The 14,946-nt window shown below is 71.7% G+C and carries 11 protein-coding genes; 6 read left to right on the top strand and 5 right to left on the bottom strand.

The annotated features are described in order from the left end of the window. The first annotated feature begins 41 nt into the window (after positions 1-41). Positions 42-1,877 carry a LamG-like jellyroll fold domain-containing protein gene (locus C4V41_RS43465; protein WP_103961880.1) on the top strand — a complete coding sequence of 612 codons (1,836 nt, stop codon included), beginning with the start codon at positions 42-44 and terminating at the stop codon, positions 1,875-1,877. 19 nt (positions 1,878-1,896) lie between these two features. After that, entirely contained in the window at positions 1,897-2,820 is a 924-nt protein-coding gene (locus C4V41_RS43470; RefSeq protein WP_103961881.1) for a lytic transglycosylase domain-containing protein, read from the top strand. Positions 2,821-2,826: 6 nt separating this feature from the next. Here the strand turns inward: C4V41_RS43470 and C4V41_RS43475 are convergent, their stop codons facing one another. Continuing rightward, positions 2,827-3,201 (bottom strand): VOC family protein, encoded by a 375-nt coding sequence (locus C4V41_RS43475; RefSeq protein WP_103961949.1) that lies wholly within the window; start codon positions 3,199-3,201, stop codon positions 2,827-2,829. A 134-nt stretch (positions 3,202-3,335) separates the two neighbouring features. Here C4V41_RS43475 and C4V41_RS43480 point away from each other — a divergent pair, with 134 nt between their 5' ends. Continuing rightward, entirely contained in the window at positions 3,336-3,734 is a 399-nt protein-coding gene (locus tag C4V41_RS43480) for a hypothetical protein (protein WP_103961882.1), read from the top strand. 40 nt (positions 3,735-3,774) lie between these two features. After that, positions 3,775-6,795 carry a WD40 repeat domain-containing protein gene (locus C4V41_RS43485; protein ID WP_103961883.1) on the top strand — a complete coding sequence of 1,007 codons (3,021 nt, stop codon included), beginning with the start codon at positions 3,775-3,777 and terminating at the stop codon, positions 6,793-6,795. A 34-nt stretch (positions 6,796-6,829) separates the two neighbouring features. On the opposite strand, the gene C4V41_RS43490 is transcribed toward C4V41_RS43485, so the two are convergent. Both C4V41_RS43490 and yczE read right to left on the bottom strand, forming a co-directional pair. Beyond that, positions 6,830-8,584 carry a glycoside hydrolase family 15 protein gene (locus C4V41_RS43490; protein ID WP_103961884.1) on the bottom strand — a complete coding sequence of 585 codons (1,755 nt, stop codon included), beginning with the start codon at positions 8,582-8,584 and terminating at the stop codon, positions 6,830-6,832. A 78-nt stretch (positions 8,585-8,662) separates the two neighbouring features. Continuing rightward, positions 8,663-9,232 carry a membrane protein YczE gene (gene yczE, locus C4V41_RS43495; protein ID WP_235030752.1) on the bottom strand — a complete coding sequence of 190 codons (570 nt, stop codon included), beginning with the start codon at positions 9,230-9,232 and terminating at the stop codon, positions 8,663-8,665. A gap of 95 nt (positions 9,233-9,327) precedes the next feature. Here yczE and yczR point away from each other — a divergent pair, with 95 nt between their 5' ends. Continuing rightward, on the top strand, positions 9,328-10,755 hold the full coding sequence (yczR, locus tag C4V41_RS43500) for a MocR-like transcription factor YczR (RefSeq protein WP_103961885.1): 1,428 nt from the start codon (positions 9,328-9,330) through the stop codon (positions 10,753-10,755). A 107-nt stretch (positions 10,756-10,862) separates the two neighbouring features. Here the strand turns inward: yczR and C4V41_RS43505 are convergent, their stop codons facing one another. Then, positions 10,863-11,471, bottom strand: a complete 609-nt coding sequence (locus C4V41_RS43505) for a trimeric intracellular cation channel family protein (protein WP_103961886.1) — start codon at positions 11,469-11,471, stop codon at positions 10,863-10,865. A gap of 10 nt (positions 11,472-11,481) precedes the next feature. Further along, positions 11,482-12,960 carry a peptide MFS transporter gene (locus tag C4V41_RS43510; protein ID WP_103961887.1) on the bottom strand — a complete coding sequence of 493 codons (1,479 nt, stop codon included), beginning with the start codon at positions 12,958-12,960 and terminating at the stop codon, positions 11,482-11,484. A gap of 126 nt (positions 12,961-13,086) precedes the next feature. Between C4V41_RS43510 and C4V41_RS43515 the strand changes: the two genes are divergently transcribed. Next, positions 13,087-14,931 (top strand): AMP-dependent synthetase/ligase, encoded by a 1,845-nt coding sequence (locus C4V41_RS43515; RefSeq protein WP_103961888.1) that lies wholly within the window; start codon positions 13,087-13,089, stop codon positions 14,929-14,931. The last annotated feature ends 15 nt before the right edge of the window (positions 14,932-14,946 follow it).

Below are 14,946 nucleotides of genomic sequence, written 5' to 3' on the forward strand. Positions count from 1 at the left end.
GACGATCACGGTGCTGCGCGGCACCCTGAAACGGAGTACACGTGACCAACCCCTCTTTCGGCCGTCGCACCCTGCTGGGCGCGGCGATCACCGCCCCCGCCGTCGCCCTGACCGCCCCCGCCGCCGCTGCCACCACCACCGGCGGTGGCCGGTTCGACCGCGACAGCCCGCGCTTCACCATCGGCGTGCTGCCCGACACGCAGTACCTGTTCGACGAGGACAGCTCCGACCCCGCCCCGCTGCGCCAGACGTTCCGCTTCCTCACCGGCGAGCGCGAGAGCAGGAACATCGCGTTCATGACGCACTTAGGCGACGTGACCGAGCACGGCAGCGAGCACGAGATCGCCCTGGCCGGCGACGCGTTCAAGGCGCTGGACGGCAGGCTGTCCTACAGCGTCCTGGCCGGCAACCACGACATCCGGGGCGGTGACGACCAGCGCGGCGACAGCGCGTACCTGAAGGAGTTCGGCCCGTCCCGCTACGCCAGGATGCCCACCTTCCGCGGCGCCTCGCCCGACGGCTACAACAGTCACCACGTCCTCGACGCGGGCGGCCGCCGCTGGCTCGTGCTGGCGCTCGACTGGCGCGTCTCCGACCAGGGCCTGCGGTGGGCGCAGGGCGTCCTCGACGCCAACCCGGCCCTGCCCGCCATCCTCACCACGCACGACCTGGCCTGGTCCGGCGACGACGGCGTGGCCGCGCTCTCCCAGTTCGGGCAGCGCCTCTGGGACGTGCTGATCAGGCGCAACGACCAGATCTTCCTCACCCTCAACGGCCACTACTGGCCGTCCGGGCGCACCGTGCTGAAGAACGACGCGGGCCACGACGTCCACGTGCACATCGCCAACTACCAGGACCGCTACTACGGCGGCGCGGGCATGGTCCGGCTCTACGCCTTCGACCTGGTCCGCAACGTGATCGACGTGGAGACCCTGTCGCCGTGGCTACTGGCCCGCGACCCCGGCGAGCGTACCCCGCTGGAGGCCGAGCACCTCGAACTGACCGGCCCGGCCGACCGCTTCAGCCTCGCCATCGACTTCGACGAGCGCTTCGCCGGATTCGCCCCGCCCGTCCCGCCCCCGCCCAGGCCCGCGAAGGCGGTGATGCCGCGCGGCACCGTGGCGTACTGGCGCTTCGACGCCGAAGGACTCACCGGAGCCGGTACGGACGGCGCCGTCGTCCCGGCCGGCACGGTCGCCCGCGACCTGACCGGCGGCGGCAACGACCTCACCATGGAGCTCCTGCACGCCAGCGCCCCGGAGACGCTGAAGTGGTCGGCCGAGCACCACGAGGGCCAGCCCGCCCACGCCAGCCTCCGCTTCGACGGCGGCAAGAACCCCGACCGCGGCGCGGTGCTCAGGTCGGCGGCGAACGCGCCGATCAACGGCATGACGTTCACCTCCGGCTACACGATCGAGGCGTTCATCAAGCTGCCGGACCCGTTCGAGGGCGACCACGCCTGGATGGGCATCCTGAGCTGGGAGGGCCGCAGCGGCGACGCCGGAAAGTCCAGCGGCTGGTCGCCCGACGAGCCCACGTGCAGCCTCAACCTCTCACCCGAGCGCTTCCTGCAGTACGTCGTCTACCCCACCGGCCGCGACGCCGACCCCACCTCCTGGAGCCACGCCCTGCCCGTGGGCCGCTGGACGCACGTGGCCGTCGTCAACGACGCCCGCCGCACGACCGTCTACGTGGACGGCTCCAAGATCGCCCGCAACCCCGCCCAGCCGTCCAAGGGCATCTCGACGCTGGGCCGGCCGTTCGCCATCGGCGGCACCCAGTTCGCGCTCCGGTACGGACAGGGCTACTACGGCTGGATCGGCGACGTCCGCATCGTGGCCAGGGCGCTCAGGCCCAAGGACTTTCTGACGGCCTGATTGGGTAGGTTGGCCCTCCATGGAGGAACGCCCGCAGCACCCACGACGTCCCCGCCGGGGCCACGCGCTCGCCGCCGCCGCCTTGATCGGCGCGGCGGCCTGCGGTTCACCGCCCGCCGCCCGCACCCCCGTCGCGCAGACGCAGGCCCCACAGCCCTCCAGCGCACCGGCGGAACAACCTCCCGAGCGGTGGCTCCCGGCCGCCGACGAGAAGATCCCGGAGAGCCCCGCCGCCCTCGCCACCGCGCTGAAGCGCACCTCGGCCGCTCTCAATGACGCCGTCGACGCCTGGAAGGAGGAGGGCGGCGAGCCGCCGGAGGACGTCGTGCTGCTGTCCCTGTACCAGCAGCGCATCTACCGCTACACGGCCCGCCACGCCAAGGTCGCCTCCCGGGCCTTCGCCCGCCTGCCCGCCGCGCTGGCCGCCTCGTCCAAGGACAACACCTCGGCGATCAGGGAGCTGCTGGCCCTGGCCCGGCCCATCAAGCCCAGTGCCACGTTCAAGGTCCAGCCGCCCCGCCCCGCCGCCGAGCTGCTCGGCCACTTCAAGAAGGCCGAACGCCGGTTCGGGGTGGAGTGGGAGGTGCTGGCGGCGGTGATGTTCGCGGAGACCAAGTTCGGCCGGGTGAAGTCGGCCAGCCACGCCGGGGCGCAGGGGCCGATGCAGTTCATGCCCGCGACCTGGAAGGCGTACGGCCTGGGCGGCGACATCCAGGACCCGCGCGACGCGATCATGGGCGCCGCCAACTACCTGAAGGCCACCGGCGCTCCCCGGAACTATCAGCGGGCGCTGCACGCGTACAACCCGTCGCAGGCGTACGTGAACGCCATCCAGCTCCACGCCCGCCAGATCAAGCGCGACCCGCGCAACTACTACGTCTACTACAACTGGCAGGTGTTCGTCCTGACCACGGCGGGGGAGCGCCGCCTGACGGGCCCTTAAAGGCCCTTAGAGGAACAGGCAGAAGGGATGCCCGTCGGGATCCAGCAACACCCGCACGTCGTCCTGCGGCTGGAACCCGGCGAGCACCGCCCCGCACGCCACGGCCCACTCCACCGCCGCCGCCAGGTCGTCGACCTGGATGTCGAGATGCTGGGAGGCGGTCTGCCCGCCCGGCACGCTCGGCCACACCGGGCGGGCGTAGTGCCGCTCGTACTCGAAGTTGAGCGTGAAACCGGCCACCCCCTCCGGCGGCCGGACCTGCGCCCACTCGCTCTCGTCCGCCGTGACGGGCAGGTCCAGCAGCCGTGCGTAGAAGCGGGCGAGCTCACCCGGCCGCGACGTCCCGATCGTCATGGAGGTCGCTCTCAGAAGTGGCGGCATGATCAAAACTCCCCTTCCCTCCGAGAGTTGTTCAGTCCAGGTGAGCGCATTGCTGAACAACCATCGGCCCGATCCAATGAGAACTCCGGCCTGGGGGTGCCCAGGCGAAGAGGGATGAAACGGGGAGTATCTCGATGCGACTCAAGCCGATCGGAACGCTCGCGACCGCCGCCATCCTCACCGCCGCGCTATCGACGGTGACGACGACGCAGACCTCCGCGGCGGCCGGCTTCCACGACAGTTCCCGCGCGGTCTGGACCGGCATCCCGCCCGCGCTCGTCGGACGGGCGCAGGGCGGGGTCAAGTCCAACCACACGCGGATCTGGATCTGCGACCGCGTCGACGACGAGATGGGAGCCAGGACCCGCTACTGGACGACCAACGGGGGCTACGACATCGTCGGTGACGCCGACGGCGGAGGCGGCAACTGCGGCGAGGAGTCGTCGTACAACGGACAGCCGGTGACCCACTACCAGGTCTGCGTCGGCAGAAACGGCGCGAACACCCACTGTTCGGACAGAGTCGCCGCCTAGAGCGGCGAATTGTCGGTCGTCTGCATTACGGTCCCTTGGCATGATCATCAATGGCTGCCACATCGTGCTCGCCGGGCGATTCGGCCGGATCTCGAAGGATGAGGCCGCACGTGCCCTGGAGCTGCTGGGCGCGAGGGTGACCGCGTCGTTCTCGGCGAACACGGACCTGGTCTTCGCCGGGGCGAAATCGGGGGCGAAGGCGGGTCCGGCGGCGGTGCGCGGCGTTCCGGTCTACGACGAGGACGCGCTGCTGGCCGTGCTCGACGGCCGGGACCCCGGCACACCGCCGCCGTCCCCGCCTTTCACCGGTGTCCCGGACGGGCGGATGGACCCCGGCGAGGCCCTCGACCTGCTCAAGAACGCCGACTGGTCCACCTTCTCCGCGCCGCGCGACACCGTGCCGCTGCGCGAGGCGCTCCAGGCCCTGGAGCGCGCCCACGGCGTCACCGAGGCGCATCGCCTCGCGACCGCCAGGATCCGCGACGCGGGCGCGCTGCTGCGCCACTCCGGTGTGCACCGGGGCGAGCTGAACGGCCACGCGCTCAGCCCCGACGGCCGCCATCTCGCGGTCGGCAGCGCGCCGGGCGACGACTACGACCGCGGCGGCGTCCTGCAGCTCTTCGAGGTCGCCACCGGCCACTGCGTCCACGCGATCGACGGCATCATGGGCGGCATCGGCTTCCCCGACTACGCCCGCAGCCTCCAGTGGTCGGCCGACGGCCGGCGCATCGCGCTGGAGTACAACACCAACGCCACCGGCGTGTGGGACCCGTTCGGCACCGCTCACGAGCCGATCGCCGACGCGTTCTTCCTCGCCTCCGGCAGGCCGCTGGGCATGGCCTTCGCCCCGGACGGCAGGCGCGCCCTCGTCTTCGGCGGCGGGTCGGGGATCGTGCGCAACGTCATCGTGGCGATGCACGAGGGCTCGGTCGCCGGGCCTCCCGACGCCAACCGGGAGGGAACGCCGCCGATCGAGTTCGACGGGCCGCTGCCGGGCGGGCTTGAGAAGATCTGGGGCGATGAGCTCCTGCTGAACCGGGCGTTCTGGTCACGCGACGGCTCCCGGATCTATGGGCAGTTGTCGGGCGAGTACGCGATGATCTCCCTCGACGTGGCCGCCCGGCGCGTCGCCTGGATCCTGCCCCTGGAGGAGGACACCGAGGCGGCCCCGCCCGAGTGGAGCCCGGACGAACGGCTCGTGGCCCACCAGCGTGACGGGAAACTCGTCATCGCCGACGCGCTCACGGGCGAGACGACGGCCGAGCTGCCCGGCCGCCCGGGCGCCGACGTCCTGTGCTGGGGCCCTGGCGGCCGCCTGGCGGTGGTGGACCCGGCGACCGGAACCGTCGCGATCGCCGACGCGACGACCGGCGAGCACCGCTACGACCTCGCCATCCAGGCCGGCACCTCCAACCCCGGTGGCTGGGACGCCCGTTCGTGGGCCTGGTCACCGGATGGCGAGCGGGCCGCCTGCGTCACCGCCGAGGGCCGGATCGAGATCTGGTCGCTCGGCGACCACCCCGAACGGCTGCGAGTCCTGGACGGCATCCGGCGCATCGCCGGCCTGTGGACCCACGGCTTCGGCCTCGAATGGCCCACGGACGACGTGCTGATCGCGATCGGCGGGCACGCGGTGCGCTTCCTGCGCCCCGGGACCGGCGAGATCATGGCCGACCACCCGTTCCACCACGCCCCGTCCGCCCGCCGCCCGCTCGTCCTCACCGGCCGCGACCTCGGCGACGGGCTCCCGCTCGACCCGTCGTTCGCGCTGGACGAGGACACCTGGGCGGTCGCGTTCGAGGACGGCACGGTCATCGCGCCGCCCGGCCGCGACGACGACCTCGACGGCCGGCTCTGCTGGTCCGTCGCCCGCCGCTTCGCCTGGCCGCTGCGCTGGGGCGAGCCCAAGACCTTCCCCGACCCCGCTATCGCGGGCCTGGGGGCCGCCTCGCCGGAGACCGGGCACCTGCTGGCGCCGTTCAGGGGCCGCGGCAGCACGGCGGAGCGGGCCGGAACATGGCCGCCGCCCGGCACCGCCACCGTCTCCGATCTGATCACGGTGACCCGGGGCACGCTCGCCGACCTCACCGGCCAGGGCTTCCACAGCGAGTGGACCGTGGACACCCTCCAGCAGCTCGCCATGATCCGCGCCCGCAGGGGCGAGGCCGCGGAAGCCCGCGAACTCGCCCTTTCGATCCCGGAACACCAGCGGCGCCCCGGGCTCCTCGCGCGGGTCGCGCTCGCGCTCGGCGCGGCCGGTTTCACCGCCGAGGCCGCCGCCGTCCTCCCCGACACCGGCGACGACCTCTCCGACGTGAGCGACGCGGCCGACATGGCGGCGCTCGCCGGCGCCTACGCGGTCCTGGGCTGGCGGGAGCGCTCCGAGCGGTGGTTCGCCGCCGCGCGCAAGACCGCCGACGCCCACCGGTCGAACTGGGGCGCCCGCCTGCCGCTGGTCTGGGCGCTCACCCAGTGCGGCCAGGAGCGGGAGGCCCGCGTCGTGCTGGACGAGGGCACAGGCGTGCCGGGACCCCGGCACTACGGCGTTCCCTGGCTGGTCTGCCTGCTCAGGCGGGGCGAGACCGAGCTGGTACGCGAGCTGATCGGGGAGCGCAGCAGGCCGGTCGACCTTAACGGGACGCGCACCGGCGGGGACCGCTGGTTCGACGACTGGGCGGCGCCCCGCGCGCTCGCCGTCCACGGGCAGCCCGGCCTGGTCCGGCTGTGGGGCGAGGTCAACGGGTGCTGGGTGGAGCCCCACCTGGAGCTGGCCGAACGGATCGCGGCCGACGGCCCGCCCACCGGGCCGACCGCCGCCGAGCTGACCGACCTGGCCGTCAAGCACGCCGACCTCGTGAAGCGCCCGAAGGCGGCGAAGCGCCGCGACTCCGCCCACCTGGCCAGGGAGGCGGCGGAGTGCGGCCACGTCGGCGCCGTGCTCGACCTGCTGCCCTGGATGTCCGGCCCCAACAGGCACGGGCTGGACAGCAACACGCACACCTGGGTCGCGCTCAGCGCCCTGCGGACCATCGCGATCGGCGTGGACGTCGAGGTGTGGTGATCGCGCGGGTGCCCGGCCGGGCACCCGCGCCTCCCTACGACAGGGCCCGGGCCGCGTGCACCAGAGGCACGTGGCTGAACGCCTGCGGGAAGTTGCCCACCAGGCGGCCGTAGCGGGGGTCGTACTCCTCGGCCAGCAGCCCCACGTCGTTGCGCAGGGCCAGCAGCCGTTCGAACAGGTCTTTGGCCTCGTCTTTGCGGCCCTGCATCGCCATGACCTCCACCAGCCAGAAGCTGCAGGCCAGGAACGCGCCCTCGCCGCCGGGCAGCCCGTCCACGTCGTTGTCCTCCGCGATCGGGTAGCGCAGGACCAGCTCGTCGGCCATGAGCTCCTTCTCGATCGCCGCGACCGTGCCGGCGACGCGGGGGTCGTCGGCGGGCAGGAAGCCCACGATGGGGATCATCAGCAGCGCCGCGTCCAGCTCCGACGAGCCGTACGACTGCGTGAACGTGTTGCGCCGCTTGTCGAACCCCTTGTCGAGGATCTCCGCGTGCACGGTGTCGCGCAGCGTCCGCCACTTCTCCACCGGCCCGGTGCGGTGGAAGCGCTCCACGTATTTGACCGCCCGGTCGAGCGCCGCCCAGCACATGACCTTGGAGTGCACGAAGTGCCGGCGCGGGCCGCGCACCTCCCACAGGCCCTCGTCGGGCTCGTCCCAGTGGTCCTCCACGTAGTCGAGGAGCTGCCGCTGGATCGTCCACGCCCGGTCGTCGGCCGACAGGCCGCGGCTGCGGGCGACGAAAAGGCAGTTCATGACCTCGCCGTAGACGTCGAGCTGCAACTGCCGGACCGCCTCGTTGCCGATGCGCACCGGGCGGGAGTCCTCGTAGCCGTCGAGCCAGTCGAGGCGCAGCTCGGGCAGGCGGCGTTCGCCGGCCACGCCGTACATGATCTGGAGGTCCTGGGGCCGGCCGGCGATCGCCCGCAGCAGCCACGCGCGCCAGTCGGCCGCCTCCTCCAGGTAGCCGGAGCTGATGAGGGCGTCGAGCGTCAGCGTGGCGTCGCGCAGCCAGCAGAACCGGTAGTCCCAGTTGCGCACCCCGCCCAGGTCTTCGGGCAGCGACGTGGTGGGCGCGGCCACGATGCCGCCGGTCGGCGCGTACGTCAGGCCCTTCAGCGTGATGAGCGACCGGACCACGGCCTCCCGGTAGGGGCCGTCGTAGGTGCATTTGCCGACCCACTCCGCCCAGTACGCCTCGGTCTCCTCCAGTTGGTTCTCGCAGTGGATCTGCTGCGGCATCGGCTCGTGCGACGGATGCCACGTGAACACGAACGGCAGCCGCTGCCCCTCCTTGACGGTGAACGTCGCCCGGTGGGCGTAGTCACCGCCCTTCAGCGGCACGGGGGAGTGCAGCCACACCGAGTCGGGCCCGCCGATCGCCTGCAGGTGCCCGTTGGTGCGGCGCACCCACGGCACGATGCGCCCGTAGTCGAAGCGCACCCTGAGCTGCGTGGAGACCTCCACGCTCCCGGAGACCCCCTCGACGATGCGCACGACGTCGGGGTTGCGGTCGCGCGGCGGCATGAAGTCGATCACGCGGACCGTGCCGGTGGGGGTGTCCCACTCGCTCTCCAGGATGAGCGTGTCAGGACGATAGCGGCGCCTGGTGGCGGGCCTCCTGCCGGTGGGCCCCATCCACCAGTGCCCGTTGCGTTCGCTGCCGAGCAGTGCCGCGAAGCACGACGGCGAGTCGAACCTGGGCAGGCAGAGCCAGTCGATCGAACCGTCCCTGGCCACCAGCGCGGCCGACTGCATGTCTCCGATCAGGGCGTAATCCTCGATCCGCATGCCTCAACGCTACTGGCGAAGGGGTGATCCCGTGGCCGGGTCGATCATGTCGCGTCATGTCCGGCCCGGCCACGAAGATCACGTCAGGGGGAACCAGCGGCTGAACAGCTGGGTCAGCGGCCCGATGGCCAGGGCGAACACGACGGTCCCGATCCCGACCGTGCCGCCGAGCAGCCAGCCGATGATCAGCACGGTGACCTCGATGAGAAAGCGCCCGAGGCGTACCGACAGGCCGAGCCGCACCAGGCCGGTCATGATGCCGTCCCGGGGTCCTGGGCCCATGCCGGCGCCGATGTAGAGGACGGTGGCGAGCGCGATGGAGACGACGCCGCCGGCCACGCAGGCCGCCTGGAACGCCAGATTGCCCGGCGTGGGCAGCAGGTAGATCGCCGCGTCGGCGAACAGGCCCAGGAACACCACGTTGCTCAGGGTGCCGATCCCCGGCTTCTGCTTCAGCGGGATCCACAGCAGCATCACCAGCGCGCCCACCAGGATGATGATCGTCCCGATGGACAGCCCGGTGCGCAGGCCGAGGCCCTGGTGGAAGACGTCCCACGGGTCGTTCCCCAGCCCGGATTCCACCTGGAGGCCGATGCCGAGCCCGTAGAGCGCCAGCCCGCCGTAGAGGCGGACGAGGCGGGCGGGCATGGTGGCAGGCCGGGAAACGGTCGTATCGCTCATAATGGACCAAGAGTGGCAGGGTTCAACTTGCCAAAACAGGGCCAATGACGAAAAGTGGCCTTATGAGGCACCTGTCAGCGACGCAAGTGGCCCGGCTGGTCCAGGCCGATCCCGCCGCCCGGCCGTACTACCGCGCCCTCGCCGACGGCGTCCGCGCCCTCATCATGGACGGCCAGATCCCGGTACGCGTCCGCATGCCCGCAGAACGCCACCTCGCCGAGACCCTCAAGGTCAGCCGCACCACCGTCACCGCGGCCTACGACCTGCTGCGCGAGCGCGGCTACCTGGAGAGCCGCCAGGGCTCCGGTAGCTGGACCGCGCTGCCCGACCCGGCCACCGCGCCCGACAACCCGTGGCTCAGCGCCGACGGCGACGGCCTCGTCCAGCTCCAGTGCGCCGCCCCGCCCGCCCCCGCGGTCCTGCGCGAGGCGATGATCGAGGCGGTCGACGACATTCCCCGGTACGGCATGGGCAACGGCTACGACCCCATGGGCCTGCCCGTCCTCAGGGAGCGCATCGCCGCCTACTACACCGCCAAGGGCGTGGCCACCAGGCCGGAGCAGATCATCGTCACCACCGGCTCCCAGCACGCGCTCCAGCTCGTCATCGGCCTGCTCGTCCGGCCGGGCGACGCGGTGGTCGTGGAGTCGCCGACGTACCCGCACCCCATGGAGGCGGCCCGGCACCGCGGCGCGCGGATCGTGCCGGTCGGGATCTCGCACGAGGGCTGGCAGCAGGACCTGGTCGCCGGTGCCATGCGTCAGTCGGGGGCGCGCCTCGCCTACCTCATGCCCGACTTCCACAACCCGACGGGCGCCCTCATGGAGGACCCGGTCCGCGCGGCCGTCGCGGGGGCCGCCCGGCGCGCCGGCACGATGCTGCTGGTGGACGAGACCTGGGGGGAGCTGGCGCTGGACGACGTGCCGCCGACCTCGCCGATGGCCGCCTTCGACACCGACAGCCGGGTGATCAGCGTCGGGTCGGCGTCCAAGCTGTGGTGGGGCGGGCTGCGCATCGGCTGGGTCCGCACCACGGCCGCGCTGGCCCGCAGCCTGGCCCTGTTCCGCTCGTCGGTGGACATCGCCAGCCCGGTGCTGGAGCAGCTCGTGGTGGCGCGGCTGTTCGACCGCCTGGAGGAGACGCGCGCCGAGCGCCGCCGCACGCTGCGCGCCTCACGCGACGCGCTGGTGTCGGGGCTGCGCGAGCACCTGCCGGAGTGGACGTTCGCGGTGCCGCGCGGCGGTGGCACCCTCTGGGTCCGCCTGGACACCGCCGCCACCCCGCTCGCCGAGGCGGCGCTCGCCCACGGCCTCCGGCTCGCGCCCGGCCCCTGGTTCGGCCTGGAGGGCACCCTGGAGGGCTACCTCCGCCTCCCCTTCACCCACCCGCCCGGCCTTCTCGCCGAAGCCATCACCCGCCTCCGCGCCGCCCGCGACCACGGCCCCACCGGCACCCCGCTCACCCCGGACTCGCTCATCGCGATGGTGTGAGCGGTCGCCGCGGGTCTCGTGGACGGCCGCGACGATGTCGTCATTCGCCGGGCCGTTCTTTTGCGGCCGTCGCAGCGCGCGGTCCGTTGTCCCGGGATCCGCCGCCGTCACTCGCCGATCCCCCTGGCCAGCGGCGCGCGCCAGTTGCGGCGCATGGCGGCGAGCCTGAGCCCGAACGCCAGCACCGCCGCCGCCAGCGTCGCCGGCCACCCGTACAGTCCGTGCGCCCACAACCCCGCCATCGCCCCCGACCCCAGCATGGCCGGCACCGCGTAGAGCTGCCGGTCGTACAGCAGGGTCGGGATCTCCCCGGCCAGGACGTCACGCAGCATGCCCCCGCCGATCCCCGTCGTGACCCCCAGCAGCGCCGCGTGCAGCGGGCTGAGCCCGTATTCGAGGGCCTTCTCCGTCCCGACCGCGCAGAACAGGCCGAGCCCCGCCGCGTCCAGCACCAGGATGGCCGGCATCACGCGGGCCACGTGCGGATGCCAGAAGAAGACGATCGCCGTGGCCACCACGGGCACCAGGACGTAGCCGAGGCTCTGGAAGGCGGCGGGCCGCACGTTCAGGATCAGGTCACGGACGACGCCCCCGCCCAGAGCGGTCATTTCGGCCAGCACCCCCATCCCGACCACGTCGAGGCGTTTGCGCACACCCATGAGCGCCCCCGACAGGGCGAAGACAAAAATGCCGACAAGGTCGAGAATTTCGGACACGTCGGAATGTTTACCTCATGACGGGCTCATGATGCTCGGCCATCATCACCCGCAACTTCCGCGTGAACATGAACAGCGCCACCCCGGCCACGATCGCCATCGCCGCCAGCACCAGGTAGTACATCGGCTCCGACAGCACCCGGTTGAGCCGCCCCGTCTGCCCGCCGACCGCGTCGCCCACCGACACCGCGATGAACCAGACCCCCAGCATCTGCCCCTTGAACGCCTCCGGCGCCAGCTTCGTCGTCACCGACAGCCCGACCGGGCTCAGCGACAGCTCCCCGAACACCTGGATCAGGTAGACCAGCACCAGCCACCACACCGACACCCGGCCCGCCCCGGCCAGCGCCGCCGCCACGGCCATGACCACGAAGCTCAGCCCAACCATGACCAGCGCGAACCCGAACTTCTGCGGCGTGCTCACCCGCGTGCCCAGCCGCACCCACAGAGCCGCGAACACCGGTACGAAGATCATGATGAACAGCGGGTTGAACGACTGCGTCGTGGCCTGGTTGATCGAGAAGCCGAACAACGACAGGTCGGTGTGATCCTGGGCGAAGAACAGCAGCTTGCTCGGCGCCAGGTCGTAGATCATCCAGAACACGGCCGCCGCCACGAACAGCCAGATGTACGCCTTCATCCGGATGCGCTCATCCTCGGTCAGGTCGTGGCCGCCGAACATGATGTACGCGAAATAGGCCACCGGCACCACCAGGATCACCACCGTGACCACCAGGGTCAGCCGGTCGATCGTCAGCGTCCCGGTCGCCGCCCACACCCCCAGCGCGCCCGCCGTCACCACCACCGCGAACGCCGTGACCAGCCCGGCCCGGCGCCGCTCGCCACCCGACAGGGGCATGCCCGGCCGCTCACCGATCCCGCGCAGCCCGCGCCCGCCCCAGAGGTACTGGGCCAGGCCCAGCGCCATCCCGACCGCCGCCGCCCCGAACCCCAGGTGCCAGCGGTCGCCCTCCGCCAGCCGGCCGACCACGAGCGGCGCGAAGAAGGCGCCCAGGTTGATGCCCAGGTAGAACAGCGAGAACCCGGCGTCCCTCCGCCCGTCGTCCGCCTCCGGGTAGAGCCGGCCGACCATGACGGAGATGTTCGGCTTGAGCAGGCCGGTGCCGGTGATGATCAGCAGCAGCCCGAGCCAGACGAAGAACGCCGACCCCGCCGGGATCGCCATGCTGATGTGGCCCAGCATGATGACGAACCCGCCCCAGAACACCGACCTGCGCGCCCCGAGAATGCGGTCCGCGATCCAGCCGCCCGGCAGCGCCACCAGGTAGATCAGCGCGCCGTAGACGCCGACGACCGCCTGCGCCGTCTCCTGCGACAGGCCCAGGCCCTGGTGCGCGGGCGAGGCGGCCATGAACGTGGCCAGGATCGCCCGCAGCCCGTACCAGCTGAACCGCTCCCACATCTCGGTGCCGAACAGGGTGGCCAGGCCCCGCGGATGCCCGAAGAACGTCCTTTCGCCGCCGCCCATGACCTTCCTCTCCGCATTTGTGTGATCACTCTACGTGAAGGATGTTCCAAGGTCTTGCCGCTACCCCGGGGGTGTGGTGCGATGCATGCCATTCATGCAAGTGAATACTGACTGGAGGCGGCTCCCATGGCCGAAGCCCTCGAAGTCCTCGAAGTCCGCGCCGAGATCGAGCGGCAGATCGCTGGCCGTACCGTCTGCGAGCAACTCAGACAGGCGGCCGAGCAGCACCACGACGCACCCGCCTATTCCGACCCCGATGGGGACGGCTGGAGCACGCTGACCTACGGGCAGGCGCGCGAGCGGGTCCTGGAGATCGCGGCCGCGTTCGCCGCGCTGGGCCTCGAACCCGGCGAATCCGTGGCCCTCATGATGGTCAACCGCAGCGAGCACGTGCTCGCCGACCTGGGGGCGGTGCACGCGGGGGGAGTGGGCTGCACGGTCTACTCGACGTTCGCGCCGGACCAGATCGCGTTCGTGGCCGGCGACGTGGGCGCCAAGTACGCCGTACTCGGCGGCCCCGCCGAACTGGCCCGCTGGGAGCCCGTGCTCGACCGGCTCGGCGACCTCCGCAAGATCATCATGCTGGAGGGCGCCCCGGCCGGCGAACGGTTCATGACCTGGGCGGACTTCCTGGAGCTGGGCCGCGAGCGCCTGGCCGCCGACCCCGGCCCGGCCGAGGCCCGCTGGCGCGCGGTCACCCCCGGCGACGTGGTCACCGTCCTCTACACCTCGGGCACCACCGGCATGCCCAAGGGCGTGCCGCTCACCCACGCCAACATCTTCTACGAGGTCGCCGCCACCGACCGCCTCACCTCGCTGCCGATGCGGGGCACCCAGATCTCCTACCTCACCTACGCGCACATCGCCGAGCGGGTGCTCAGCCTCTACCTGCCGCTGGTCAAGGTCTCCCACGTGCACTTCTGCACCGACCTGGCCAACCTCGGCGCCACGCTGGGGCAGGTCAAGCCGATGCTGTTCTTCGGCGTGCCGCGGGTGTGGGAGAAGATGATGGCCCGGCTCCTCGCCGTGCTCGCCACCCAGCCGGAGGAGCAGCAGGCCGCCGTACGCGAGGCCATGGCGGCGGGCGCCGCGTACGTCGAGGCGGGCCAGCACGGCCACACCGTCACCCCCGAGATCCAGGCCGCCTACGACCAGGCCGACGCCTCACTCCTGTCCATCATCCGCGGCATGATCGGCTTCGACCGCGCCGAATGGACCGCCACCGGCGCCGCGCCCCTGCCCGACGAGGTGCAGCGCTTCTACGCCGGTCTCGGTCTCAAGGTCATCGACGTGTACGGCATGACGGAGACGACCGGCGCCTTCACCGGCAACAGCCCCGCCTGCTACCGCCTGGGCACGGTCGGCAGGGCCGAGCCCGGCGTCGAGATCCGCATCGCCGAGGACGGCGAAATCCTCACCCGCAGCCCGCTCAACACCCGCGGCTACGTCAACCGCCCCGAGGCCACCGCCGAGCTCATCGACGCCGACGGCTGGCTGCACACCGGCGACATCGGCACGGTCGACGACGACGGCTTCTACCGGGTCGTCGACCGCAAGAAGGAGCTCATCATCACCGCGGGCGGTGAGAACATCTCCCCGGCCGAGATCGAGAACCACCTCAAACAGCACATCCTCATCGGCCAGGCCCTCGCCTACGGCGACAACCGGCCGCACCCGGTGGCCGTGCTGACGCTGGACGCCGAGGTGGCGCCGGGCTGGGCGCAGTCGCGCGGCATCACGTTCGCGTCGCTGGCCGAGCTGGCCGAGCATCCGGAGATCCTCAAGGAGGTCGGGACGGCGATCGAGGCCGCCAACACCAAGCTGGCCAGGGTGCAGCAGGTGAAGAAGTGGGCGCTGCTCGGCACCGAGTGGACGGCCGAGACCGAGGAGCTCACCCCGAGCCTCAAGCTCAAGAGGCGGATCATCCACACGAAGTACGCCGACGTCATCGAAGGGCTCTACTTGGGCTGATCCCGGGCTTTGCCA

It is taken from the genome of Nonomuraea solani (assembly GCF_900108335.1).
Taxonomy (GTDB): domain Bacteria; phylum Actinomycetota; class Actinomycetes; order Streptosporangiales; family Streptosporangiaceae; genus Nonomuraea; species Nonomuraea solani.

Bases quoted from the DNA above. Each gene is read 5' to 3' on its own strand.
- yczR (WP_103961885.1), top strand. From the start codon at position 9,328: ATGAGGCACCTGTCAGCGACGCAAGTGGCCCGGCTGGTCCAGGCCGAT.
- yczE (WP_235030752.1), bottom strand. From the start codon at position 9,232: ATGCCCGCCCGCCTCGTCCGCCTCTACGGCGGGCTGGCGCTCTACGGG.
- C4V41_RS43470 (WP_103961881.1), top strand. From the start codon at position 1,897: ATGGAGGAACGCCCGCAGCACCCACGACGTCCCCGCCGGGGCCACGCG.
- C4V41_RS43475 (WP_103961949.1), bottom strand. From the start codon at position 3,201: ATGCCGCCACTTCTGAGAGCGACCTCCATGACGATCGGGACGTCGCGG.
- C4V41_RS43490 (WP_103961884.1), bottom strand. From the start codon at position 8,584: ATGCGGATCGAGGATTACGCCCTGATCGGAGACATGCAGTCGGCCGCG.
- C4V41_RS43510 (WP_103961887.1), bottom strand. From the start codon at position 12,960: ATGGGCGGCGGCGAAAGGACGTTCTTCGGGCATCCGCGGGGCCTGGCC.
- C4V41_RS43480 (WP_103961882.1), top strand. From the start codon at position 3,336: ATGCGACTCAAGCCGATCGGAACGCTCGCGACCGCCGCCATCCTCACC.
- C4V41_RS43515 (WP_103961888.1), top strand. From the start codon at position 13,087: ATGGCCGAAGCCCTCGAAGTCCTCGAAGTCCGCGCCGAGATCGAGCGG.
- C4V41_RS43485 (WP_103961883.1), top strand. From the start codon at position 3,775: ATGATCATCAATGGCTGCCACATCGTGCTCGCCGGGCGATTCGGCCGG.